Origin of the sequence: Flavobacterium xylosi (assembly GCF_042787345.1) — a bacterium.
Classification (GTDB): Bacteria; Bacteroidota; Bacteroidia; order Flavobacteriales; family Flavobacteriaceae; genus Flavobacterium; species Flavobacterium xylosi.
Genome location: NZ_JBHZPZ010000011.1, coordinates 107969 through 131288 on the forward strand (window position 1 = coordinate 107969; position 23320 = coordinate 131288).

19 protein-coding genes are annotated in these 23320 nt (G+C 34.8%); 16 read left to right on the top strand and 3 right to left on the bottom strand.

Annotation, left to right across the window (positions count from 1 at the left end):
* Positions 1-10: 10 nt before the first annotated feature.
* Positions 11-496 carry a 50S ribosomal protein L17 gene (gene rplQ, locus ACFX5E_RS10755; RefSeq protein WP_073210393.1) on the top strand — a complete coding sequence of 162 codons (486 nt, stop codon included), beginning with the start codon at positions 11-13 and terminating at the stop codon, positions 494-496.
* Positions 497-838: 342 nt separating this feature from the next.
* Positions 839-1939: a glutamine-hydrolyzing carbamoyl-phosphate synthase small subunit gene (carA, locus tag ACFX5E_RS10760; RefSeq protein WP_379855166.1), complete on the top strand. Its 1101-nt coding sequence runs from the start codon at positions 839-841 to the stop codon at positions 1937-1939.
* Between the two features lie 95 nt (positions 1940-2034).
* Here carA and ACFX5E_RS10765 read toward each other — a convergent pair whose 3' ends face one another.
* Complete coding sequence (locus ACFX5E_RS10765) at positions 2035-3372, bottom strand: erythromycin esterase family protein (protein WP_379855167.1); 1338 nt, start codon at positions 3370-3372, stop codon at positions 2035-2037.
* Positions 3373-3758: 386 nt separating this feature from the next.
* Here ACFX5E_RS10765 and eno point away from each other — a divergent pair, with 386 nt between their 5' ends.
* From eno to ctlX, 4 genes are all read left to right on the top strand, one after another.
* Positions 3759-5051, top strand: a complete 1293-nt coding sequence (eno, locus tag ACFX5E_RS10770; RefSeq protein ID WP_379855168.1) for a phosphopyruvate hydratase — start codon at positions 3759-3761, stop codon at positions 5049-5051.
* Between the two features lie 151 nt (positions 5052-5202).
* Positions 5203-6486, top strand: coding sequence for a citrate synthase (locus ACFX5E_RS10775; protein WP_379855169.1), 1284 nt, complete (start codon positions 5203-5205; stop codon positions 6484-6486).
* Between the two features lie 63 nt (positions 6487-6549).
* Entirely contained in the window at positions 6550-7470 is a 921-nt protein-coding gene (locus ACFX5E_RS10780; RefSeq protein WP_379855170.1) for a dimethylarginine dimethylaminohydrolase family protein, read from the top strand.
* Between the two features lie 59 nt (positions 7471-7529).
* Positions 7530-8465, top strand: a complete 936-nt coding sequence (gene ctlX / locus ACFX5E_RS10785; protein ID WP_379855171.1) for a citrulline utilization hydrolase CtlX — start codon at positions 7530-7532, stop codon at positions 8463-8465.
* Between the two features lie 62 nt (positions 8466-8527).
* Here the strand turns inward: ctlX and ACFX5E_RS10790 are convergent, their stop codons facing one another.
* Positions 8528-9157 carry a MarC family NAAT transporter gene (locus ACFX5E_RS10790; protein WP_379855172.1) on the bottom strand — a complete coding sequence of 210 codons (630 nt, stop codon included), beginning with the start codon at positions 9155-9157 and terminating at the stop codon, positions 8528-8530.
* A gap of 157 nt (positions 9158-9314) precedes the next feature.
* Here ACFX5E_RS10790 and ACFX5E_RS10795 point away from each other — a divergent pair, with 157 nt between their 5' ends.
* Positions 9315-9680, top strand: coding sequence for a CoA-binding protein (locus ACFX5E_RS10795; protein WP_379855183.1), 366 nt, complete (start codon positions 9315-9317; stop codon positions 9678-9680).
* A gap of 194 nt (positions 9681-9874) precedes the next feature.
* Here ACFX5E_RS10795 and ACFX5E_RS10800 read toward each other — a convergent pair whose 3' ends face one another.
* On the bottom strand, positions 9875-11383 hold the full coding sequence (locus ACFX5E_RS10800; RefSeq protein WP_379855173.1) for a sodium:solute symporter: 1509 nt from the start codon (positions 11381-11383) through the stop codon (positions 9875-9877).
* Positions 11384-11503: 120 nt separating this feature from the next.
* Between ACFX5E_RS10800 and recR the strand changes: the two genes are divergently transcribed.
* The 9 genes from recR to ACFX5E_RS10845 all read left to right on the top strand — a co-directional run bounded on the left by recR (position 11504) and on the right by ACFX5E_RS10845 (position 22822).
* Entirely contained in the window at positions 11504-12124 is a 621-nt protein-coding gene (gene recR / locus ACFX5E_RS10805; protein WP_379855174.1) for a recombination mediator RecR, read from the top strand.
* 70 nt (positions 12125-12194) lie between these two features.
* On the top strand, positions 12195-12986 hold the full coding sequence (locus tag ACFX5E_RS10810; RefSeq protein ID WP_379855175.1) for a polysaccharide biosynthesis/export family protein: 792 nt from the start codon (positions 12195-12197) through the stop codon (positions 12984-12986).
* Positions 12987-13001: 15 nt separating this feature from the next.
* Positions 13002-15470, top strand: coding sequence for a polysaccharide biosynthesis tyrosine autokinase (locus tag ACFX5E_RS10815; protein WP_379855176.1), 2469 nt, complete (start codon positions 13002-13004; stop codon positions 15468-15470).
* 24 nt (positions 15471-15494) lie between these two features.
* Positions 15495-16478, top strand: coding sequence for an SDR family oxidoreductase (locus ACFX5E_RS10820; RefSeq protein ID WP_379855177.1), 984 nt, complete (start codon positions 15495-15497; stop codon positions 16476-16478).
* A 239-nt stretch (positions 16479-16717) separates the two neighbouring features.
* Positions 16718-18109 carry a UDP-glucose 6-dehydrogenase gene (locus ACFX5E_RS10825; protein WP_379855178.1) on the top strand — a complete coding sequence of 464 codons (1392 nt, stop codon included), beginning with the start codon at positions 16718-16720 and terminating at the stop codon, positions 18107-18109.
* Positions 18110-18197: 88 nt separating this feature from the next.
* On the top strand, positions 18198-18662 hold the full coding sequence (locus ACFX5E_RS10830) for a UpxY family transcription antiterminator (RefSeq protein ID WP_379855179.1): 465 nt from the start codon (positions 18198-18200) through the stop codon (positions 18660-18662).
* A gap of 842 nt (positions 18663-19504) precedes the next feature.
* Complete coding sequence (gene rfbB, locus ACFX5E_RS10835) at positions 19505-20554, top strand: dTDP-glucose 4,6-dehydratase (protein ID WP_379855180.1); 1050 nt, start codon at positions 19505-19507, stop codon at positions 20552-20554.
* Positions 20555-21078: 524 nt separating this feature from the next.
* Positions 21079-22362 carry a nucleotide sugar dehydrogenase gene (locus ACFX5E_RS10840; protein WP_379855181.1) on the top strand — a complete coding sequence of 428 codons (1284 nt, stop codon included), beginning with the start codon at positions 21079-21081 and terminating at the stop codon, positions 22360-22362.
* Positions 22363-22393: 31 nt separating this feature from the next.
* Complete coding sequence (locus ACFX5E_RS10845) at positions 22394-22822, top strand: adenylyltransferase/cytidyltransferase family protein (protein ID WP_379855182.1); 429 nt, start codon at positions 22394-22396, stop codon at positions 22820-22822.
* Positions 22823-23320 lie beyond the last annotated feature (498 nt).

The window sequence follows — 23320 nt, forward strand, 5'->3', positions numbered from 1 at the left end:
TTACATAGCAATGAGACACGGAAAAAAATTCAATCACTTAAGCAGACAGACTGCGCATAGAAAATCTATGTTAGCTAATATGGCTTGTTCTCTTATTGAGCACAAACGTATTAACACTACTGTCGCTAAAGCAAAAGCGCTTAAACAATTCGTTGAGCCTTTAATAACAAAATCAAAACAAGATACGACTCACAATCGTCGTATCGTTTTTGCTTACTTACGTAGCAAATATGCCGTAACTGACTTGTTCAGAGACGTAGCAGCTAAAGTAGGTGACCGTCCAGGTGGGTACACTCGTATCATTAAAGTTGGAAATCGTTTAGGAGATAATGCTGATATGGCAATGATCGAACTAGTAGATTTTAATGAACTTTACAATGGTGGTAAAAAGGAAGTTAAAAAAGCAAAAAGCCGTCGTGGTGGTAAAGCTAAGAAAGATGAAGCTACTGAAGCTCCAGCTGCTGAAACTGAAACAACTACAGAGACTGCTGAGTAATTATGAAGATAATCATTCAATAAAAATCAAGGATAAACTATTTATAGTTTATCCTTTTTTTTTGATTTTTCGGAGCATAACTTTTTGAGTTTTTAAGAACTAATTGTCCCGCTTTCCGTTGCAATCTTTTTCTTTTTAAAGAAAAAAGAAAAAGGATTTCCATTTCAATCGGGGGTAGTTTAAAACTTTTTTGCTTAAGCAAGATAACTTGAAAAACATAAATTTTTAAAAAACATTGGATTCACTGTTTTAAAGAATTAAATTTGCACAATATTTAACTACACATGAAACGAGTTTTTCTAGTTACAAGAGACTATTAAAAAAATTAATAGAAAACAACGAATGAAATATACAACACGACAAAAAGCAATTCTTCTATTAAGTGACGGAACCATATTCCATGGGAAATCTATTGGAATCAGCGGAACCACTTTTGGAGAAGTTTGTTTTAACACAGGAATGACAGGTTACCAAGAAATATTTACTGACCCTTCTTATTTTGGTCAATTAATGGTAGCTACTAATGCCCATATAGGGAACTACGGCGTAAACGATTCAGAAGTTGAATCCGATAGCATTAAGATTGCTGGATTGGTTTGCAAAAACTTTAGCTTCAATTATTCTCGTGAAGGAGCTTCAGGGAGTTTAGAAGACTATTTTATTAAACAAGACCTTATCTGTATATCTGACGTGGATACGCGTGCGCTAGTGAGTTACATCCGCGACAACGGTGCGATGAATGCTGTAATTTGTACTGATGAAACACCAATTGAAGAGTTGAAAACTTCATTGGCAAAAGTTCCGGATATGAAAGGATTGGAATTAGCATCCAAAGTTTCAACAACAGCATCCTATTTTTATGGTGATGAGAATGCAACCTATAAAATCTCCGCTCTTGACTTAGGAATTAAAATGAATATACTGCGTAATCTGGCCAAAAGAGATTGTTATATCAAAGTGTTTCCATATAATGCTACTTATGAGGATATGAAATCGTTTAATCCAGATGGTTATTTCTTATCTAATGGGCCCGGAGATCCCGAGCCTCTTTCTGGTGCTATTCAAGTAGCTAAAGAAATTTTGGAAAATAACAGACCTCTATTTGGAATTTGTTTAGGGCACCAAGTAATTGGTTTAGCAAATGGAGTTTCGACCTATAAAATGTTTAACGGACATAGAGGAATCAACCATCCCGTAAAAAATTTATTTACAGGAAAAGGTGAAGTTACTTCTCAAAATCATGGTTTTGCAGTAAACAAAGAAGAATTGGACAATCATCCAGACTTAGAGATTACACATCTGCATCTTAATGATGGGACTGTGGCTGGTATGCGTATGAAGAACAAGAATTGTTTCTCCGTTCAATACCACCCAGAAGCGAGTCCTGGACCGCATGATTCTTCCTATTTATTTGATCAATTTATTGAAAATATAAAAGGCTAAAATTTTATGATTTTTCCTGTAAAATAGCTATTCAAAATATTTAGGGTTTGACTTTTTAAGAAAAGTCAAACCCTTTTTTATTGCGTGATATAACGTTACATTCCAAATGGATAGGTTTCTGGAATTTGGTTTTCTTCGGGCTCAATGTGTATCGGATGTAATGCACTTGTTTCATCAAGGAAAATAAAAGCATCGTATCTTTTTGGCATAATTGTAGGGACGTAATTTCCAAATCTTTCGTGTTCGGGATTATAAACAACGCCTATTGCACGATGGCCAATATAGGACGATAGACATTTCTCGTCCTTTATTTTGTTCATCAGTAGTAGTCGATTTTGTCCATTGCTTGCCACATGAAAAGCATGCTCCCAACTTCCCTCAACGGCTTCGGGAACTTTTATTTTTCGCATGGAATCTCCCCATTCTCTTCCAGCAACGACAGAGCCCTTGTACGATCCAAATCCTACTGCAACAACGCAGCCAGTTGCATATTGCTCTCTTAATAGTTGTCCTACATTGACCATTCCCTCAGAGGCCATATATGTAGCACGCGCATCGCCAATATGAGTGTTGTGTTCCCAAACAATTATTTTTGCTTCCTTTCCGTGGAATTTCATTAGCCGTTTTATAGTCAATACCATGTGTTCATCACGAATATTCCAAGAAGCTGAACCTCGTTTTATCATGGCGCGGTAATATTTTTCAGCATTTCTGGCTATGAAGGCATTCTGTTCTATGCTCAAAACATTCTCTGCATCATGATTGTAGTTGGGAACATTTTTTATTATTTCCGTAAGTAGGTGCAGAATCTCTTTTTCACATAATTCCGGAACATACGAAGAGGCTCGGGCATACGATTGTCCTTCGTCTTTGCCGTAGGGTTCAAAACATTTCATGGCAGTTTTTGCGATTGCTAGTGCTTTTGGATCATTTTTTTCTAAATATTGAATGATCGAATTCATGGATTCGCTAAAACTGTATACATCCAGCCCGTAAAATCCGATTCTTTTATTAGCGGGAAGATCTATGTTGTAAGCTTTAAGCCAATCTATGAATGCTACTATTTCCCAATTTGCCCACATCCATGTAGGCCATCTTTTAAATTCGTTAAGTACATTATAAATATCCGTTCCTGAATTTGTATATCCTTTTGCAAAACGATTCAAACGATAACAGTCCGGCCAATCTCCTTCAACGCCTACAAAAGAAAATCCCTTTTCCTGAATTAGTCGTTGTGTGATTTTTGCTCTCCAGGTGTAATATTCATGAGTGCCATGTGAAGCTTCGCCTAAAAGGACATATTTTGCATCTCCGATATAATCCATCAGTGGGTTTAGATTTTCTGGATTTTTTAATGGGGTGGATGTTTTTTTTAGTAATTCTACAATTTCATCAGAATTGTTTGGATTTTTTAAGTTATTAGTTGTTTTCATTGCGAGTTAATTTTCTAAATTTATATTGTACTGTCTAAATTGTAAACTAGAAATATTGTCAAACAAATAATGGCTTTTAAACTTAGTAAAATATAGGTAAAATTAGTTTAAATAAATGAAAATGAGGAATTTATGGTTTAGTTTGTTTGGCTTGAAAAAAATAAAAAACAATACTATTTTTCAATACTCTTTTTAAATAATATTCGTTTATATGTCAGGTGTTTTACAAAAAATAAAAAAGATAGTAAGGAAATAACTTTTAAAATAGGGGAAAGTATATGTTCCTGAAATAATTATAACGTTTTCGTTAATAACATTCGTTTTTTTCATAAAATCATTAGAAAAGATAGAATATATTTGTGTTTTAAAATTTAAAATAAAATAGTATGAGTATAATTATCAAAATTCACGCAAGACAAATTTTCGATTCTAGAGGAAATCCTACTATAGAAGTAGATGTAATTACAGATAATGGTGTTTTAGGAAGAGCTGCAGTACCATCTGGTGCTTCAACTGGAGAACACGAAGCAGTTGAATTACGCGATGGTGGAAAAGCATTTCTTGGAAAAGGGGTTATGAATGCTGTGAAAAATGTTAATAGCATAATCTCAGAAGAACTTTTAGGAGTTTCTGTTTTTGAACAAAATGTTATTGATCAAATGATGATTGATTTAGATGGTACGCCAAACAAATCTAACTTAGGAGCAAATGCTATTTTAGGAGTTTCTTTGGCTGTTGCAAAAGCTGCTGCTAATGAATTAGGGTTACCATTATACAGATATGTAGGTGGAGTTTCTGCAAATACATTGCCAGTTCCTATGATGAATATCATCAATGGTGGTTCACATTCTGATGCGCCTATAGCATTTCAAGAATTTATGATTTTCCCTGTGAAAGCAAAATCTTTTTCGCAAGCAATGCAAATGGGAACAGAAATTTTTCATAGTTTGAAAAAAGTTTTACATGATAGAGGACTTTCAACTGCAGTTGGTGATGAGGGTGGTTTTGCACCAAATCTTCCTGGAGGAACCGAAGATGCTTTGGATACTATCAAAAAAGCAGTAGAAACCGCAGGATATACTTTTGGAGATGAAATCATGATCGCTCTGGATTGTGCTGCAGCTGAGTTTTATGTAAATGGAAAATACGATTATACTAAATTTGAAGGCGAAACAGGTAAGATTAGATCTTCTGCAGAGCAAGTAGATTATTTAGCGGAATTAGCAGCGAAATATCCAATTATTTCTATCGAAGACGGAATGGATGAGAATGATTGGGATGGATGGAAATTACTTACCGATAGAATTGGAGATAAAGTTCAATTAGTTGGAGATGATTTATTCGTTACAAATGTAAAGCGTTTGGCAACTGGTATTGAAAAAGGAATTGCTAATTCTATTCTTATAAAAGTAAACCAAATTGGAACTTTAACGGAAACTATTGCAGCAGTAAACATGGCGAAAAATGCGGGTTATACTTCAGTAATGTCACACCGTTCAGGGGAGACAGAAGACAATACAATTGCAGATTTAGCTGTAGCTTTAAATTGTGGTCAAATTAAAACGGGTTCAGCTTCGCGTTCTGATCGTATGGCTAAATACAACCAATTATTAAGAATTGAGGAAGAATTAGGAAATACAGCTTATTTTCCGGGTTTAAATGCTTTCAAAATAAAATAATTCAGGATTTTTTTCTAGGAAAAGCCATTCAAGTAAATTGAATGGCTTTTTTAATATTTAACATATTCATTGTATTATTCTCTTTTTAATTAGTCTTAAATTCCCTAGATTTGGTAAATTATTATTTTAAAAAGTTTATTTCAATTATATTATGTCGAAAACAGCAATATTAGAGATCAATAGTGAGAAATTTGAACTGCCTATTATCACAGGAAGTGAGAACGAAGTTGGTATTGATATCAGTAAATTACGTGATTTATCAGGAGTAATAACTCTTGATCCAGGTTACAAAAATTCAGGTTCATGTACCAGCGAAATCACTTTCCTAGATGGTGAGCTTGGAATTCTACGTTACAGAGGGTATTCAATTGAAGATTTAGCCGGAAAAGGGCATTTTCTTGAAGTATCCTATTTAGTTATTTTTGGAGAATTGCCTACTACAGCGCAATTAGCCCATTTTGAAACAAATATCAGAAAATACACTTTGGTCAATGAGGAAATGAAGAACATCATTGATGGTTTTCCTAAAACGGCGCATCCTATGGGTGTTTTGGCTGCTTTGACAAGTGCTTTGACAGCATTTAACCCTAAGTCGGTAAATGTTGAAAACGAAAAAGAAATGTACGAAGCGGTTTGTAAGACTATGGGTAAATTCTTAGTTATTGCCACTTGGACGTATAGAAAAACGATGGGTTATCCTTTGAATTATTACGATAATACTAAAGGGTATGTGGAGAATTTTATGCATTTAATGTTTGAATTACCTACTGAACCTTATAAACCAAATCAAGTTGTAATTGACGCTTTGGATAAATTATTCATTCTTCATGCCGATCATGAACAAAATTGTTCTACTTCAACAGTTAGAATGGTAGGATCATCTCATGCAGGTTTATTTGCTTCAATATCAGCAGGAGTTTCTGCACTTTGGGGGCCTTTACATGGAGGAGCTAATCAAGCGGTACTTGAGATGTTGGAAGAAATTCACAGAACAGGTGGAGATGCTGATAAATATTTAGATAAAGCTAAAGATAAAAATGATCCTTTCCGATTAATGGGTTTTGGTCATAGAGTTTATAAAAATTTCGATCCAAGAGCAAAAATCATTAAAAAGGCGGCAGACGAAGTTTTAGCAACTTTAGGTGTTGATGATCCAATTCTTGCCATTGCAAAAAAATTAGAGGAATCAGCGCTTGTTGATGAGTATTTTGTGTCAAGAAAATTATATCCAAACGTAGACTTTTATTCTGGAATCATATACAGAGCATTGGGTATTCCTACTGATATGTTTACCGTAATGTTCGCCATAGGTCGTTTACCAGGTTGGATCGCACAATGGAAAGAAATGCGTGAAAACAAAGAGCCTATCGGAAGACCGAGACAGATTTATACAGGTCATCCTTTGAGAGATTTCAAAACATCTGATAAAAGATAAATTCAATTTAAAAAGCTTCACTAATTTGTGAAGCTTTTTTTATATTTGTCAAAATGAAAAAAGATGCTTGAGTTAAATATAAAGAATGAAACTACAAGACTGCGGGCCGTAGTTTTGGGTTCTGCAATACATAACGGTCCAACACCCAAAGCGACTGAAGCTTATGATCCAAAATCATTAGAGCATATTTTGGCTGGAACTTATCCGCTGGAGGAAGATATGGTTAATGAAATGGAGGCATTTAACAAGGTACTGAAAAAATACAATGTAACTGTTTTTCGACCTGAAATGATTGAAAATTACAATCAAATATTCACTAGGGATATTGGTTTTGTCATTGATGATGTTTTTGTGAAATCAAATATTTTACCAGAAAGAGAAAGAGAGTTAGATGCTATTCAATACATAATTGATCAAATTGACCCAAAGAAAGTTGTTCGGCCAGCGGAGGAAGTGCATATAGAAGGTGGTGATGTGATTTTGTGGAATGATTATATCTTCATTGGAACCTATAAAGGAAGTGATTACAAAGACTACATTACGGCAAGGACAAATCTTCAGGGAGTACAGTTTATTAGAGATTTATTTCCAAATAAAATTGTAAAAGAATTTGATTTGGTCAAATCAAAAATAGAAGCCAGAGATAATGCCTTGCATCTTGATTGTTGTTTTCAGCCTGTTGGGAAGGACAAAGGAATTATTTACAAAAGTGGATTTCGTGAAGAAGCAGATTATTTATTTCTTGTGAATCTTTTTGGAAAAGAAAACTTATTTCACATCACTCGAGATGAAATGTATAACATGAATTCGAATATTTTTTCTATTGATACTGATGTTGTAGTTTCAGAAAAAAACTTTACCAGATTAAACAATTGGCTTCGTGGGAATGGTTTTGTCGTAGAAGAAATTCCATATGCCGAAATTGCCAAACAAGAAGGATTATTGCGATGTTCTACCTTACCTTTAATTAGAGACGCACCGTAGAGACGCACTGCAGTGCGTCTCTACGGTGCGTCTCTACAATAATAAAAAAATAAAAAATCATGAAACAAACAACAAATTCAATATTGATGATTCGCCCGGTAGCGTTTCGAATGAATGAGCAAACGGCGGTTAATAATTATTATCAAAAAGTTTTAGACGGACTTTTGCCGGCAACAGTCAATGCAAAGGCACAGCAGGAATTTGATGCTTTTGTGGAGAAGCTAAGAGCTGTAGGTGTTGATGTAACGGTTGTTGATGATACTTTAAATCCAGATACGCCGGACAGTATTTTTCCGAACAATTGGATTTCCTTTCACGAGAATGGTGACGTGGCTTTATATCCAATGTTTGCCGAAAATCGTCGCGAGGAAAGACGGGAAGAAATTTTGGATATGCTGGAAGACAAAGGTTTTACAATTAATAATATTGTGGATTACACTTCAGCCGAGGAAGATGGATTTTTCTTGGAAGGGACGGGAAGTTTGCTTTTAGACAGAGCCAACAGTAAAGCCTATTGTGCGTTATCACCTCGCGCAGATGAAGAGTTATTCATAGAATTCTGTGAAGATTTTGATTATGCACCAGTAATTTTTGAGTCATATCAAACGGTTGACGGAGAGCGTAAACTAATTTATCATACAAATGTGATGATGTGTTTGGGTGAAACCTTCGCGGTGATTTGTTCCGATTGTATTGATGACAAAAAAGAGCGCAAAATGGTTTTGGATAATCTGAAAGAGAATGGGAAAGAAATTATCCTGATTACCGAAGCGCAAGTGAATAACTTCGCAGGGAATATGCTTGAAGTTCGTGGCGCAAATGACAAAAGGTATTTGGTTATGAGCACATCGGCACATCAAAGTTTGACTCCAAAACAACTCGCGCAGTTAGAAAAACATGCTGAAATATTGAGTTCAAGTTTAGATACTATCGAGGCTTGCGGTGGTGGAAGTGCCAGATGCATGATGGCAGAAATTTTCTTGCCTAGAAATTAATTTATCTTTTTAATAATCTGACAAAGTTCTCAGCTTTGTCAGATTATTAAAAAATGCTTTGTCTATGTTAGATTTCCTTTGATTATATTGATAATCGCACTCACGATATATTGAATTCCAATGGCAATTACAATAAATCCAATAATTCTTGAAATAGCAACAATTCCAGAAGCTCCTAATATTTTTGCTAAATAGTGTGCGCTTCTAAGAATGACAAAAATGGCAACCGCAATGGCAAGAATGGCAAGTGAGGAGATGATAATGTCGCTTGTTGAGTTGTGTTCCTGATAAAACGCAATAAGTAAAGAAATAGATCCAGGACCCGCAAGCATAGGAATTGCAAGTGGAGTCAGTGCTATGTCATTTCTTTTTTGAGCATCGGTTTCTATTTTTTTGTTAATCCCTCTTTTTTTATTGAATTTTCCTGAAAGCAATGAAAATCCAGAACTTACAATAATTATTCCTCCGGCAATTCGGAGCGCATCAATGCTGATTCCAAAAAAAATCAAAACATATTGACCTATAAAAAAAGAAATTATTAGTATCGCAAATACATTTATCGCTGTCCAGAACGAAATTCTCGAACGTTCTTGTTTGGTGTCGTCTTGCGTGAGTCCAACAAATATTGGAACAGTGCCAATAGGGTTTAGAACTGAAAAGAGAGCCACGAAAAGATAAATGAATAGATCCATATTGTTAATGTTATGACCGCAAAAATACTCTTTTTTTAAATTTCTACTTCTTTTTAATGTTAGGATAATGTTTTTATATGTGTAGCAACAAAACCTGAAAATTGCTAAACGCTTAAACCTTTTTGATTACTTTTGCACAATATAATTATATAAAATGATAAAAAATAAAAAAACGTTGGTTCTTGGAGCTTCTACAAAACCAGCTAGGTATGCTTTTATGGCAATTGAAAAATTGGTTGAAAAAGGTCATTCCGTTCTTGCCATCGGTCAAAATGCAGGTGAAGTGGCAGGAATAAAAATCCAGACTAAAGCAATTCCATTAAAAAATGTCGATACAGTTACTCTATATTTAAATCCGGCGCGTCAGCGTGATTACTACAATTATATCGTCGAGGCACAACCAAAACGGGTGATTTTTAATCCAGGTACGGAGAATCCGGAGTTTTATCAGTTGTTAAAATTAAATGACATAAAAGTCGAGGTAGCTTGTACATTGGTTTTATTGTCAACAAATCAATATTAGTTTTTTTAGGAGCTATTCCTGCTATCCATTTCAATCTTTGAACAAAACAGTATTTTTCTAAAACTAAAAAAAGGAGCTTTTCCCGAATGGTCGGGAGTCGCTCTTTTTTTATAAGAAAAAATTACCGTTTTTTACAAAGGATTTCCATTTCTATCAGGGCTAGGGAAACAAGAACTTTGAGATTTAAAAATAATTTAAAACCTAGTTTCTTCTAACGCGGGTTTGCTAATCAATAAAAGTCCGAGAAAAGTAATCAGTCCGTTGACGATAATCAGTTCATTATCGAAAACATATCCAAAGAACAATGCTTTAGAATTTTCGCTGATAAAGAAAGTCAGAGCTGGTGATAATAGACATACGAATGGCACCAGTTTGTCTTTGACGGTTTTTGTTTTTACAAATAATCCAAAACAATACAATCCCAAAAGCGGACCATACGTATAGGAAGCAACCCTAAAAATCATTCCCACTACAGAGCTGTCATTGATAGAATTGAAAAACACAATAACAAAAAACATTAAAAACGAAAAACCGATATGAACAAAATGTCGGGTTCTCACTATGTTTGGTTTGTTTATATTTTCGGCTTTATCCATCCCAAGAAAATCAACACAAAATGAAGTGGTAAGAGCTGTTAATGCCGAATCAGTTGTAGCAAATGTAGCCGCTGTTAGTCCTAACAAGAAAACTACTGAAGGAATCAAAGTCAAATGATGAAACGCAATTTCTGGAAAAAGTAAATCGGTTCTTGGTTTTCCAGTTATTAAGTCGGTTGGAACTTCTATCCCGTTTTTAGCAGCATAAATATAAAGTAATGCTCCCACGCTTAAAAAAAAGATATTGATAAGGACAAATATCCCGGTAAAAGTGAACATGTTTTTTTGGGCTTCGCCAATATTTTTGCAACTTAAATTCTTCTGCATTAAATCCTGATCCAATCCTACCATGGCAATGGTTACAAAGATTCCTCCCAGAATTTGTTTCACAAAATGGAACTTGCTCGATACAAAATCTTCAAAAAAGAATATTTTAGAATAATTGCTGTTTTTTACTTCTTCAAATGCTTCAAAAATATTCAAGTTTAAACTTCTGCAAATAAAGAAAATAGTCAAGAAAACTGAAGTGACTAAGAAGAACGTTTGTAAAGTATCGGTAATGATAATAGTTTTTAAACCACCACGATAAGTATAAGCAAATATCAAGGCAAGAGAAATTAAAACTGTAATGGCAAACTGGATTCCATAATAATCAAAAACATAACGTTGTAAAACAATAACGACCAGATACAATCGAAACGAAGAGCCAATTGTTCGGCTAATTAGAAAAATCGTTGCGGCGGTTTTATAAGAATAAGTTCCTAATCGGCGTTCTATGTAACCATAAATGGAAGTCAGGTTCATCCGGTAGTACAAAGGGAGTAAAACTTTGGCAATAATTATAAAACCAATTGCGTTACCTAATACGAACTGAAAATATTTGAATTGTTCGCCGTTTGGAGAACCCACTTCGCCAGGAACCGAAATAAATGTCACACCGGAAAGTGCGGTTCCTATCATTCCAAAGGCAACTAAATACCATTTAGAATTTTTATTGGCTTTAAAAAAAGCATCATTTCCACTGTCTTTTTTACTTACAGTATGTGAGATGTAAAATAGGATTCCGAAATAAACGGATACCAGTAAAAGTATGGTGCTTGGGGTCATTTTTTGAATTTAAAGTGACCAAAATACGATTTTTTGTTTAACCGATTAACTGTTTAATCGTTTTATTCTTTTAACCATTTAACACAATAACAGATTAAACAAATTACTACATTTGCATTTATGGAATTTTCTTCAAAATTAATAGAAAAAGCAGTCAATGAAATGTCTCAATTGCCCGGAATTGGTAAGAGAACTGCATTGCGGTTAGTGTTGCATTTATTGAAACAACCTAAGGAACAAACAGGCTTTTTGGCGCACGCAATAGTGACTATGCGCGAAGATATCAAGTATTGTGAAAGTTGTCATAATATCTCTGACAGTATACTTTGTGAAATTTGTGCCAACAAAAACAGGAATCATCAGATCATATGTGTTGTTGAGGATATTCGGGATGTGATGGCTATAGAAAATACAGGGCAATTCAGAGGAATCTATCATGTTTTAGGAGGGAAAATTTCACCAATTGACGGTATTGGTCCCAGTCAGTTAAATATTACTACGCTTGTTGAAAAAGTAAAATCAGGAAGTGTGAACGAAATAATTTTTGCCTTAAGCTCCACTATGGAAGGGGATACAACCAACTTTTATATCTATAAACAAATTGGTGATAGCGAAATAATTATATCAACAATTGCAAGGGGGATTTCAGTAGGAGATGAATTAGAATACGCTGATGAAGTCACCTTGGGAAGAAGTATATTACACCGAGTTCCTTTTGAAAAGTCTTTTAAAAATAATTAATCTATTTAATAAATAGCGATTCTTTTTAAATAGTAAATGAAAACCTATATTTGTCGTTAAAAATATTGAAATGAGCAAGCCAGTACTCTATTTGTTGCTATGTATTAGTGTGTTATTTTCTTCGTGTATTCCTACACAAGATTTAATTTATCTTCAAAAAAAGGATAATTCAAGTGATGAAATTTCTATTTCAGCGGTTGAATCAAAGCCTTACAGATTGCAAACGAATGATGTTTTGAGTATCACGATTAAGGCAATTGATCCTAAATTAGTGGCGATTTTTAGTACGACGAATCAAGGAGAAACGGGTAAGTCAGAAACGGGATTGTATTTTGATGGATTTACTGTGGATGATCACGGGAATATCAGGATGCCTGTGTTAGGGGAGCTAAATGTGATTGGCTTTACTTTGGAGGAAATAAGAGTCAGAATTGAGAAACAATTATTAGCGGAGTATTTTAATAAGGAAGCCAATATTTTTGTCACCGTTAAATTAGCAGGATTTCGATATACCATCAACGGAGAAATAGGAAGTACGGGAACAAAAACTTTATTTCAAGAGCATGTAAATGTAATGGAAGCTATTGCAAATGCGGGTGACATAACCATCACAGGTGATAGAAAAGCGATTACAATTATAAGAAAATCGCCTACAGGAGTCCTGATGCATGATATTGATCTTACGGATATTAATGTGATGAATTCCCCTTATTTTTATTTACAACCCAATGATTATATTTATATAAAACCGCTCAAGCAAAAAACTTGGGGAACCGGAAAAACCGGAATAGAATCCTTGGGTACTATTATTACATTGTTTTCATTGGCAACAACAACCTTCTTTTTACTATTTAAAAATTAAAATACATTTCAAAAAATGTTAGACATAAAAGATTTTTCAATTTTTGAAGACCAGGTAAGTTTTGACTTTAAGGGTTTTTTAATAAAAATCGGTAGTTATTGGAAATGGTTTTTAATCAGTCTTTTAATAACCTTCACCATTGCTTATCAGGTCAATATCCGTAAACAAAAAATTTATGGGATGGAAACGCTTATTTCCGTAAAAGAAGAAACAAATCCGCTGTTTACTTCTACCACCAGTCTGGTTTTTAACTGGGGAGGTACCTCGGATCAGGTTCAAACTATTTCAACTACTTTACAATCCAGATCACATAATGAATTAGTTGTTGACAAACTACAATATTATATTAACTACTTGGTTCAAGGGAAATATAATTTGGAAGATGCTTATGGAGCAGTTCCTTTTTATGTAAATATCGATAAATCAAAAGGTCAATTGTCTGGAGGGCTCATTGGTATTAAATTTTTGAGCGAAAATGTCTATCAGATCAGAATTCCATTTGCAAGCCAAAATGTTTCTTTAATAACCTATACGAATAATTCCTATAGTAATACAGCAGTTGAACAGGGGGACTTTGTAAAAAGATACAAAGTTGGAGAACAAGTCTCGTTGCCTTTTTTGAATTGGAAATTGCAAATAAAAGACAATCCTGGTTTTTATAAGGGGAATGAATATTTTGTACAGTTTAATGATTTTGACGGAACAGTTTCCGGTTACCGAGGAATAAATGTCAGGTCAGATGACAAGGGTGGTTCGATAATCACGTTAGGGATGCAAGGGGCCAATAAAGCAAGAATGGTCGAATATTTGAATGCGACCGTAAATATGCTTATAAAAAGGCAACTAGACAGTAAGAATCAATTTGCAACTAATACGATTGCATTTATTGATAGTACATTGGTCGCTATGGAATCTCAACTTAAGGAAACTAGTAATGAGTTAAAAACCTTTAGAAAAGACAAAAATATATATGATGTAGAAGCGGGCGGTGAAAAATTTTCAGATAAGATTCTCGAATTTGATGTCAAGAAAGACGAGGTAACACGTAAAATGGCGTATTACAATTCTTTAAAATCATATTTAAGAAACAGCGTAGATTATTCTAAACTTCCGGCGCCATCAGTAGCGGGTATTGACGATCCTAATATTGTAATGAATGTCTCAAAATTGATTGGACTTTCTGCCCAAAGATCAGAGATGGCCTATGCAGTGAAAAGCGATAAGATATTTAAAGATTTTGACAATCAAATGGAGGCTGTCAAAAACGTATTGTTAGAAAATATATCTACAGCCAAAGCTTCTTTGCAAGGTGATTTAGCAGTGGTAAGCAGTAAAATTAATGAAACGGAAAGTACCATTAAACAACTTCCGGAAGACCAGCAGGAGTTGATTAAGATTAAAAGAAAATATGATTTAAGCGATAATATTTACAGCACTTTTCTTCAAAAAAGAAGTGAAGCTGATATTGTTAAAGCAGCAAATCTATCCGATATTCATTTTATAGATCCTGCAAAGGACATTGGAGGAGGACTTATAGGTCCAAAAACATCAGTTAATTATGTTTTGGCATTATTCCTGGGAATACTCTTTCCGCTACTTTTTGTATTTATAATTTTCTTTATCAATAATTCTATCCAAAACACGGAAGATATAAGTAAATTAACAAAAATTCCTTTGATTGGAGTTATAGGACTAAATAAAGACACGACTAATCTTGCAGTATTTGACAAACCAAAATCGGCGCTGTCGGAATCTTTTAGGGCCGTTCGTTCTTCACTTCAGTTTTTATATAAACAACAAAATGTAGATGGAGCCAAGACACTTATGATCACATCATCGGTGAGTGGTGAAGGAAAAACATTTTGTTCTCTAAATATCGCAACGGTATTTGCACTTAGCGGGAAAAAAACCGTTGTCATTGGTCTTGATTTAAGAAAACCTAAACTGTTTGCTGAATTTAATTTATCTAATGAGGTAGGGGTTGTGAATTACCTGATTAACCAAAAAACGGTTGACGAAATTATAAATCCTACTCAAATCCCTTTTCTGGATGTTATTCTTTCAGGACCGGTCCCTCCAAACCCGGCTGAGATGATTATGAGTGAAAGAATGAAGGATTTAATGGAAGAGTTAAAGAAAAAATACGATTATATTATTTTAGACACGCCGCCGGTTGGACTGGTATCTGACACCTTAGAATTAGCACAATATTGCGATGTAACCCTATATATAGTAAGGCAGAATTTTACTAAAAAAGAAATGATTACGCTTCTAAATAATAGGGTTAAACGCGGAGAGCTAAATAACACCAGTATTATTTTGAATGGGTTTGAGAACAAGGCTAAATATGGAGCCGGATATGGTTACGGATACGGATATGGTTATGGTTACGGTACGTATTCGAATGGATACCATGAGGAGGACAGACCGAAAAATCTCTATGAAAGAATAATTAAAATTGTACGTCCAAAAGTATCTAAATAACGGAATTTTTTAAATTAAGAAAAGATGGAAGAAGATATAAAAAAGACTATATTAATTACAGGTGGAGCAGGATTTATAGGGTCTAATCTTTGCGAATATTTTTTATCTAAGGGACATAAAGTGGTTTGTTTTGATAATTTTGCAACGGGATACCGACACAATCTTAAAGATTTTATAAATCATTCAAATTTTCTTTTAATTGAAGGAGACATACGTAATGCTACCGATTGCCAAAATGCGGTAAAGGGAGTCGATTATGTTTTGCATCAAGCAGCTTTGGGATCGGTGCCTCGTTCCATTAATGACCCGATTACTACTAATGATGTTAATGTGTCGGGTTTTTTGAACATGTTGGTGGCTTCAAGGGATGCCAATGTGAAACGGTTTATATATGCTGCAAGTTCATCGACTTATGGGGATTCAGTTGGATTGCCAAAGGTGGAAGACGTCATTGGAAAACCGCTTTCGCCTTATGCGATTACAAAATATGTAAACGAGTTGTATGCGGAGATTTTTAGCAGAACGTACGGAATGGAAACCATAGGTCTGCGATATTTTAATGTTTTTGGGCGAAAGCAAGATCCTAACGGAGCCTATGCAGCTGTTATTCCAAAATTTGTAATGCAATTAATGCAATTGGAAAGTCCTCAAATTAATGGTGACGGGAACTATTCCCGTGATTTTACGTATATTGATAATGTGATTCAAATGAATGAATTGGCCATGTCAACAAAGAATACAGCAGCGGTGAATACCATTTATAACACGGCTTATGGCGATAGAAATACATTAAATGACTTAGTGGGTTGTTTGAAGGAATTCTTAGCTAAGTATGACGAAAGAATTGCCAATGTTGAAGTCGTTTATGGTCCGGAAAGAGCGGGAGATATTCCTCATTCTTTGGCAAGTATAGCTAAAGCAAAAGAATTATTGGGATATGATCCGCACTATTCCTTGCGGGAAGGATTAAAAGAAGCGGTTGATTGGTATTGGAAGAACCTGCGTTAGTTATGGGTTAATCGTTTAACTGTTTATGGATGACTCAAATTATTTTGAATTTTAAATGAGCAGAAGAGCCATAAATGATACTGCAGAAAGCTTTGACAACCGACAGCTGTTTCCTTACCTGAACATGGAAAGCTGAACATGGAAGGCTGAATATTGAAGTTTGAAAACAGCGAATAAAAAAAATAAATATCCGTTATTTGAAAATAAGTAAAACGGAGAAACGGGAAAATAAAATTAAAATGAAAATTACTAAAATATGTTGCATTGGGGCTGGATATGTTGGAGGTCCAACCATGGCAGTAATTGCACAAAAATGCCCTGAGATTCAGGTAACCGTTGTGGACTTAAATGAAGAACGCATTGCTGCTTGGAACGATGAGGATATAAATAATATTCCTATTTATGAACCGGGTTTAGATAAAGTTGTTGCCGAAGCCAGAGGGAGAAATCTATTTTTCTCTACCGATGTTGAAAAGGCCATTGATGAAGCCCAAATCATTTTTATTTCGGTGAATACGCCTACCAAAACCTATGGAAAAGGAAAAGGGATGGCCGCGGATTTAAAATATATTGAATTGTGTGCCAGACAAATTGCCAGAGTAGCAAAAGATAACAAAATAGTGGTGGAGAAATCAACTCTTCCGGTACGAACAGCTGAGGCAATCAAAAGTATCTTGGATAATACAGGCAATGGAGTTCAGTTTCAAATTCTTTCCAACCCTGAGTTTCTTGCTGAAGGAACTGCTGTTCAGGATTTATTAAATCCCGACCGAATTTTAATAGGAGGAGATACTACTCCAGAAGGACAAAAAGCAATACAGGCATTAATTGAAGTGTACTCCAATTGGGTGCCTGCTGATAAAATATTGACTACCAATGTTTGGTCATCGGAATTGTCAAAACTGACCGCGAATGCTTTCTTGGCCCAAAGAATTTCTTCTATCAATGCGATGTCTGAGCTTTGTGAAAAAACGGGAGCAGATGTAAATGAAGTAGCGAAAGCCATTGGGATGGATAGCCGAATTGGATCAAAATTCCTGAAAGCTTCTGTTGGGTTTGGAGGTTCTTGTTTCCAAAAAGACATTCTGAATTTAGTTTATATAGCAAAATCCTATGGATTAAACGAAGTAGCCGATTATTGGGAACAAGTGATTATCATGAATGATCATCAAAAGAGACGTTTTTCTAACAATATTGTACAAACGCTTTACAATACCGTTTCCGATAAAAAAATTACCTTTTTGGGTTGGGCTTTCAAAAAAGACACGAATGACACCAGAGAATCGGCGGCCATTTATGTTGCGGATGATTTGATCAACGAAAACGCAAAAATTGCTGTTTACGACCCGAAAGTGTCCAGGAAAAAAGTTCTGGCAGATTTAGATTATTTACAAACAAGAACAGCTTCAACTAATGCTGATAATGTGTTGTCATTTGATAATCCTTATGATGCCTGTAAAAATTCACATGCGATAGCGGTACTTACGGAATGGGATGAATTTATACAATATGACTGGCAAAAAATATATGACTCGATGCAAAAGCCCGCTTTTGTATTTGATGGAAGAAATATACTGAATGGTCCGGCTCTAGAAGCCATTGGTTTTGTTTACCAGGGTATTGGTTCGTAAATTAAAATAGGATGTTTTTTTTGGATAGAATTATTAAAACTAATTGCATCCAAAGTTTAAATAAAAAAAAATCAATACAAAACGCGAGATGAATTGGTATGTAGTCTATACAAAACCTAAATGGGAGAGAAAAGTAGCGGAACAATTAGAGAAAATTGGAATCGAATGCTATTGTCCTTTGATTACACAAATACGTCAGTGGTCGGACAGAAAGAAAAGAATAGAGGTTCCTTTATTCAATTCTTATGTCTTTGTACAGTTGGCGGAGGCGGACAGGAATTTAGTATTTCAATCGAGTGGTGCGGTGCGGTATTTGTTTTGGTTGGGAAAACCTGCAATTGTTAAAGATGAAGAGATTGACGTCATAAAAAAGTGGCTTCATACCCCAAATACGTATGACGTATCGCTAACGACAGTTAAGGTTGGTGATTCTATTGAAGTGGAGTCAGGACCATTTTCGAAACAGAAAGCAATTGTACAAGAGGTAAATAAAACACATTATATTCTGGTTTTGGAATCATTAGGGTGTGTTTTGAAAATGAAGTTAAAGTAAAGCACAGCATTGCATTTTTTTGCTAGTGGTTCTAATAAAATATAGAAATTAAAATGAAAAAAATATTAATTACTGGTGGAGCTGGTTTTATGGGGTCTCATGTTGTCCAACTACCATTGACGTTTTTTTTTAAATAAAAAAATACTTACTAATTTTCTTTTTGCTTGATCAAAAAAGAAACAAAAAAATCAAGTCTTCACTCCCTCGTCGGTCAAATTAGTTTTCGAATACCAAAAGAAAAGAACTCGCTACGCTCAAACAGCTTTTCTTTTTACGTATTTTCAAACATTTGACACTCGAATGCGGAAGTTAAGGACAGTCGACCTTCATAAATAAGAGCAATTCGATTTATAATTGAATAAAAACATGAAAAATTTCATTTTATATTGTTTTTTTGTAAAATAAATTCGGTCAATTCTATTATTCATAAAAAGATAAAATTAAAATGAAAAATATATTAATTACCGGTGGAGCTGGTTTTATGAGGTCTCATGTTGTCCAACTACCATTGACGTTTTTTTTTTAAAATAAAAAATTACTTACTAATTTTCTTTTTTGCTTGATCAAAAAAAGAAACAAAAAAATCAAGTCTTCACTCCCTCGTCGGTCAAATTAGTTTTCGAATACTAAAAGAAAAGAACTCGCTACGCTCAAACAGCTTTTCTTTTTACGTATTTTTCAAACATTTGACGCTCGACTGCGGAAGTTAAGGACAGTCGACCTTCATAAATAAGAGCAGTTCGATTTATAATTGATTAAAAACATAAAAAATGTCATTTTATATTGTTTTTTTGTAAAATAAATTCGGTCAATTCTATTATTCATAAAAAGATAAAATTAAAATGAAAAAAATATTAATTACCGGTGGAGCCGGTTTTATTGGGTCTCATGTGGTCCGACTTTTTGTTACTAAATACAGCGAATATCAAATTTATAATCTGGATGCACTGACATATGCCGGGAATTTGGAAAATCTTGCGGACATTGAAAATTCGGAAAATTATACTTTTATAAAAGGGGATATAACTGATGAAAGTTTTATAACAAATTTGTTTGAAAAATATCAGTTTGACGGAGTGATTCATCTTGCTGCTGAATCTCATGTTGACCGCTCCATAGAAGATCCTATGGCATTTGTCAAAACCAATGTGATTGGGACTGTTAATTTGCTCAACGCAGCCAGAAAGCTATGGGCTAACAATGCCGAAGGAAAACGATTTTATCATATTAGCACGGATGAGGTATATGGTTCTTTGGGAGCGGAGGGTTTATTTACAGAGACCACTCCCTACGATCCTAATTCTCCTTACTCGGCTTCAAAGGCGAGTTCAGATCATTTTGTCCGAGCTTACGGGGAAACTTACGGTTTGCCTTATGTACTGACAAATTGTTCCAATAATTATGGACCCAATCATTTTCCTGAAAAGCTGATTCCGTTATTCATCAACAACATTATTACCAATAAACCATTGCCCGTTTATGGTGACGGGAATTACACCCGGGATTGGTTATTTGTTGTAGATCACGCCAGAGCAATAGATTTGGTTTTTCATGAAGGATTAAATCATGAAACCTATAATATTGGCGGTTTTAATGAATGGAAAAATATTGACTTGGTGCAATTATTATGTTCCATTATGGATAATAAATTGGGTAGAGAAGCAGGTAAATCGGCCGAGTTAATTACTTATGTAAAAGACAGGCCGGGACATGATTTACGTTATGCTATTGATGCTTCTAAAATAAACAAAAAATTAGGTTGGGAACCTTCAGTGACTTTTGAGCAAGGCTTAGAAATTACGGTGAATTGGTACCTAAACAATCCCGATTGGTTGAATAATGTGACCACTGGGGCGTACGCGACTTATTATAAAAAGCAGTATTTGAAATAGTTTCTATTTTTAGCCTGGGTTCGATTAATAATTTACGGTCTATTAAAATTTGAAGCACACCTACAAGGTTTCAAAAACCTTGTAGGTGTGCTTAGATTACTTTTGCAATACCTACAAGGTCAAAAGAGACCTTGCAGGATAATCCCAAACCTCTCGTCGCTGATGGACAGTAACATTGTGTTAAATGATTTTTAGTTTTGGATGTATTAAACTTTATAAAATAAGTTATAAAGAGGTAGTTTATACCTTATTTTTTTAAATTTTAAGTCACCTAATTAGGTGATTTTTTTTTGAATATTAAACAGTACGGTCGTTGTTTTTAACTGACTGTCAATGTTTTGTGGGTTTTATTTTTTTCTTTAACACTGTTTTAGTATTTCAAGGCGTAAATAGTATTAAATAAACCGACATATTGTAACTATCTTTGCCGGCTTAAATTATTATGGTTTCGACTCATTCCTGTGAGTTTGAATTGCGAAGCGGTGGGTTAAAATTAACAATCGTTAATTAAAATTGTTTTAAAAATGAATTCCAATATAAAAATAGCAGTAATTGGTTTGGGTTATGTGGGTTTACCATTGGCACGCTTGTTTGCAACCAAGCACGTTGTTATAGGATTTGATATCAATCAGTCCAGAGTGGCTTCATTGAAAACAGGCACAGATACAACCTTTGAAGTAGCCGATGCCGTATTGCAAAAAGTACTGCTCGATAAACCCGGTGATGCTATTGGTTTGTATTGTACTTCCCTTCTAACTGATATTGCCGACTGTAATTATTATATTGTAACCGTCCCAACACCAGTTGATAAAAATAATCGCCCTGATTTAACCCCATTATATAAGTCGAGTGAAGCAATAGGTGCCGTTTTGAAAAAAGGGGATATCGTTATTTATGAATCTACCGTTTATCCCGGTGTCACCGAGGAAGAATGTGTACCCGTGTTGGAACGAGTTTCCGGACTACAATTTAATGTTGATTTCTTTGCGGGGTATTCCCCGGAGCGAATCAATCCCGGAGATAAAGAACATACGGTAGAGAAGATTCTGAAAGTGACTTCAGGTTCCACTCCAGAGATAGGAATCAAAGTAAATGAATTATATAAATCCGTTATTACCGCAGGAACGCATTTGGCTCCTTCGATAAAAGTGGCTGAGGCCGCCAAAGTAATCGAAAACTCACAGCGCGATATCAATATAGCGTTTGTAAATGAATTGGCCAAGATATTTAATTTAATGAATATTGACACCCATGCCGTTTTGGAAGCTGCAAGTACCAAATGGAATTTCTTGCCTTTTAAGCCCGGATTAGTTGGTGGACATTGCATTGGGGTCGATCCATATTATTTGGCGCAACGTGCCCAGGAATTTGGCTACCATCCCGAAATTATTTTGGCAGGGAGACGATTGAATGATAGCATGGGTGATTATGTTGCTTCGCAAGTGGTAAAAGGGATGATAAAAAAAGGAATTTCAGTGAATGGAGCCTCGCTCTTGATGCTTGGGATTACTTTCAAGGAAAACTGTCCGGATGTTCGCAACACCAAAATTGTGGATGTCATAGCCGCTTTAACGGATTACGGTATCACCGTAACTATTTATGATCCTATGGCTAATCCTGAAGCTGTCAAAAAAGAATACAAATTAGTCACTACAAATACGGTTCCCAATCAAAAATTTGATGCGGTCGTTCTAGGCGTTGCACATGCTGCGTTTTTAGATATGGATTTATCGAAATTGCAAAATACGACCAGCCTGTTGTATGATGTAAAAGGAGTTTTGGGGGATAATGTGGACGGTAGATTATAGTTTTTATTTTTAAATAATAAAATCCAAAATTATGAAAATTGGTATAACATTCAGTGCATTTGACTTGCTGCATGCCGGACATATTAAAATGCTGGAAGATGCTAAAAGACAATGTGATTATTTAATTGCCGCTTTGCAAACAGATCCTACCATTGACCGTCCTGAAAAGAACAGGCCAACCCAATCAGTTGTGGAACGTTACATTCAACTTAAGGGGTGTAAACATGTGGATGAAATAGTCCCTTATGCAACGGAACAGGATTTAGAAGATATTTTACGCTCTTTCAAAATTGATGTGCGTATTATAGGTGATGAATACAAAGATGAAAATTTTACCGGACGCAGTTATTGTGAGGAAAAAGGAATCGCTTTGCATTTCAATACCCGAGACCACCGTTTTTCCAGCAGCAGTCTTCGCAGGGAAGTTATGGAGAAGGAAAACAATAAGAATATTCTTTAGTTCTAATCGTTGACTGTTTGCCGTTGATTGTCCATCGATGGAAGAATAACAATTTTCGTTTTTCAAACGAACAACGAATTAGGAATGAAAAATGGAAATTGCTTAAACCGACATGAAGTATAACTTCAAAATTCGTTATTGAGCATTCAACATTCAACATTTTTTTATTTGAACATTGAACATCGAGGTAGGAATAGTTAACGTCAAAATTGCTTGTAAAGCTGTTAAGTAAAACTTCAAAATTCGTTATTGAGCATTCAACATTGAACATTTTTTTATTTGAACATTGAACATCGAGATAGGAATAGTTAACGTCAAAATTGCTTGTAAAGCTGTTAAGTAAAACTTCAAAATTCGTTATTGAGCATTCAACATTGAACATTTTTTTATTTGAACATTGAACATCGAGGTAGGAATAGTTAACGTCAAAATTGCTTGTAAAGCTGTTAAGTAAAACTTCAAAATTCGTTATTGAGCATTCAACATTGAACATTTTTT

What these genes read in the sequence shown, in the direction of transcription:
- ACFX5E_RS10775 (WP_379855169.1), top strand. Translation starts at nt 5,203, where the DNA reads ATGTCGAAAACAGCAATATTAGAGATCAATAGTGAGAAATTTGAACTG.
- carA (WP_379855166.1), top strand. Translation starts at nt 839, where the DNA reads ATGAAATATACAACACGACAAAAAGCAATTCTTCTATTAAGTGACGGA.
- ACFX5E_RS10820 (WP_379855177.1), top strand. Translation starts at nt 15,495, where the DNA reads ATGGAAGAAGATATAAAAAAGACTATATTAATTACAGGTGGAGCAGGA.
- ACFX5E_RS10840 (WP_379855181.1), top strand. Translation starts at nt 21,079, where the DNA reads ATGAATTCCAATATAAAAATAGCAGTAATTGGTTTGGGTTATGTGGGT.
- ctlX (WP_379855171.1), top strand. Translation starts at nt 7,530, where the DNA reads ATGAAACAAACAACAAATTCAATATTGATGATTCGCCCGGTAGCGTTT.
- ACFX5E_RS10800 (WP_379855173.1), bottom strand. Translation starts at nt 11,383, where the DNA reads ATGACCCCAAGCACCATACTTTTACTGGTATCCGTTTATTTCGGAATC.
- ACFX5E_RS10765 (WP_379855167.1), bottom strand. Translation starts at nt 3,372, where the DNA reads ATGAAAACAACTAATAACTTAAAAAATCCAAACAATTCTGATGAAATT.
- ACFX5E_RS10825 (WP_379855178.1), top strand. Translation starts at nt 16,718, where the DNA reads ATGAAAATTACTAAAATATGTTGCATTGGGGCTGGATATGTTGGAGGT.
- ACFX5E_RS10830 (WP_379855179.1), top strand. Translation starts at nt 18,198, where the DNA reads ATGAATTGGTATGTAGTCTATACAAAACCTAAATGGGAGAGAAAAGTA.
- ACFX5E_RS10780 (WP_379855170.1), top strand. Translation starts at nt 6,550, where the DNA reads ATGCTTGAGTTAAATATAAAGAATGAAACTACAAGACTGCGGGCCGTA.
- eno (WP_379855168.1), top strand. Translation starts at nt 3,759, where the DNA reads ATGAGTATAATTATCAAAATTCACGCAAGACAAATTTTCGATTCTAGA.
- recR (WP_379855174.1), top strand. Translation starts at nt 11,504, where the DNA reads ATGGAATTTTCTTCAAAATTAATAGAAAAAGCAGTCAATGAAATGTCT.
- ACFX5E_RS10810 (WP_379855175.1), top strand. Translation starts at nt 12,195, where the DNA reads ATGAGCAAGCCAGTACTCTATTTGTTGCTATGTATTAGTGTGTTATTT.
- ACFX5E_RS10845 (WP_379855182.1), top strand. Translation starts at nt 22,394, where the DNA reads ATGAAAATTGGTATAACATTCAGTGCATTTGACTTGCTGCATGCCGGA.
- ACFX5E_RS10815 (WP_379855176.1), top strand. Translation starts at nt 13,002, where the DNA reads ATGTTAGACATAAAAGATTTTTCAATTTTTGAAGACCAGGTAAGTTTT.
- rplQ (WP_073210393.1), top strand. Translation starts at nt 11, where the DNA reads ATGAGACACGGAAAAAAATTCAATCACTTAAGCAGACAGACTGCGCAT.
- rfbB (WP_379855180.1), top strand. Translation starts at nt 19,505, where the DNA reads ATGAAAAAAATATTAATTACCGGTGGAGCCGGTTTTATTGGGTCTCAT.
- ACFX5E_RS10790 (WP_379855172.1), bottom strand. Translation starts at nt 9,157, where the DNA reads ATGGATCTATTCATTTATCTTTTCGTGGCTCTCTTTTCAGTTCTAAAC.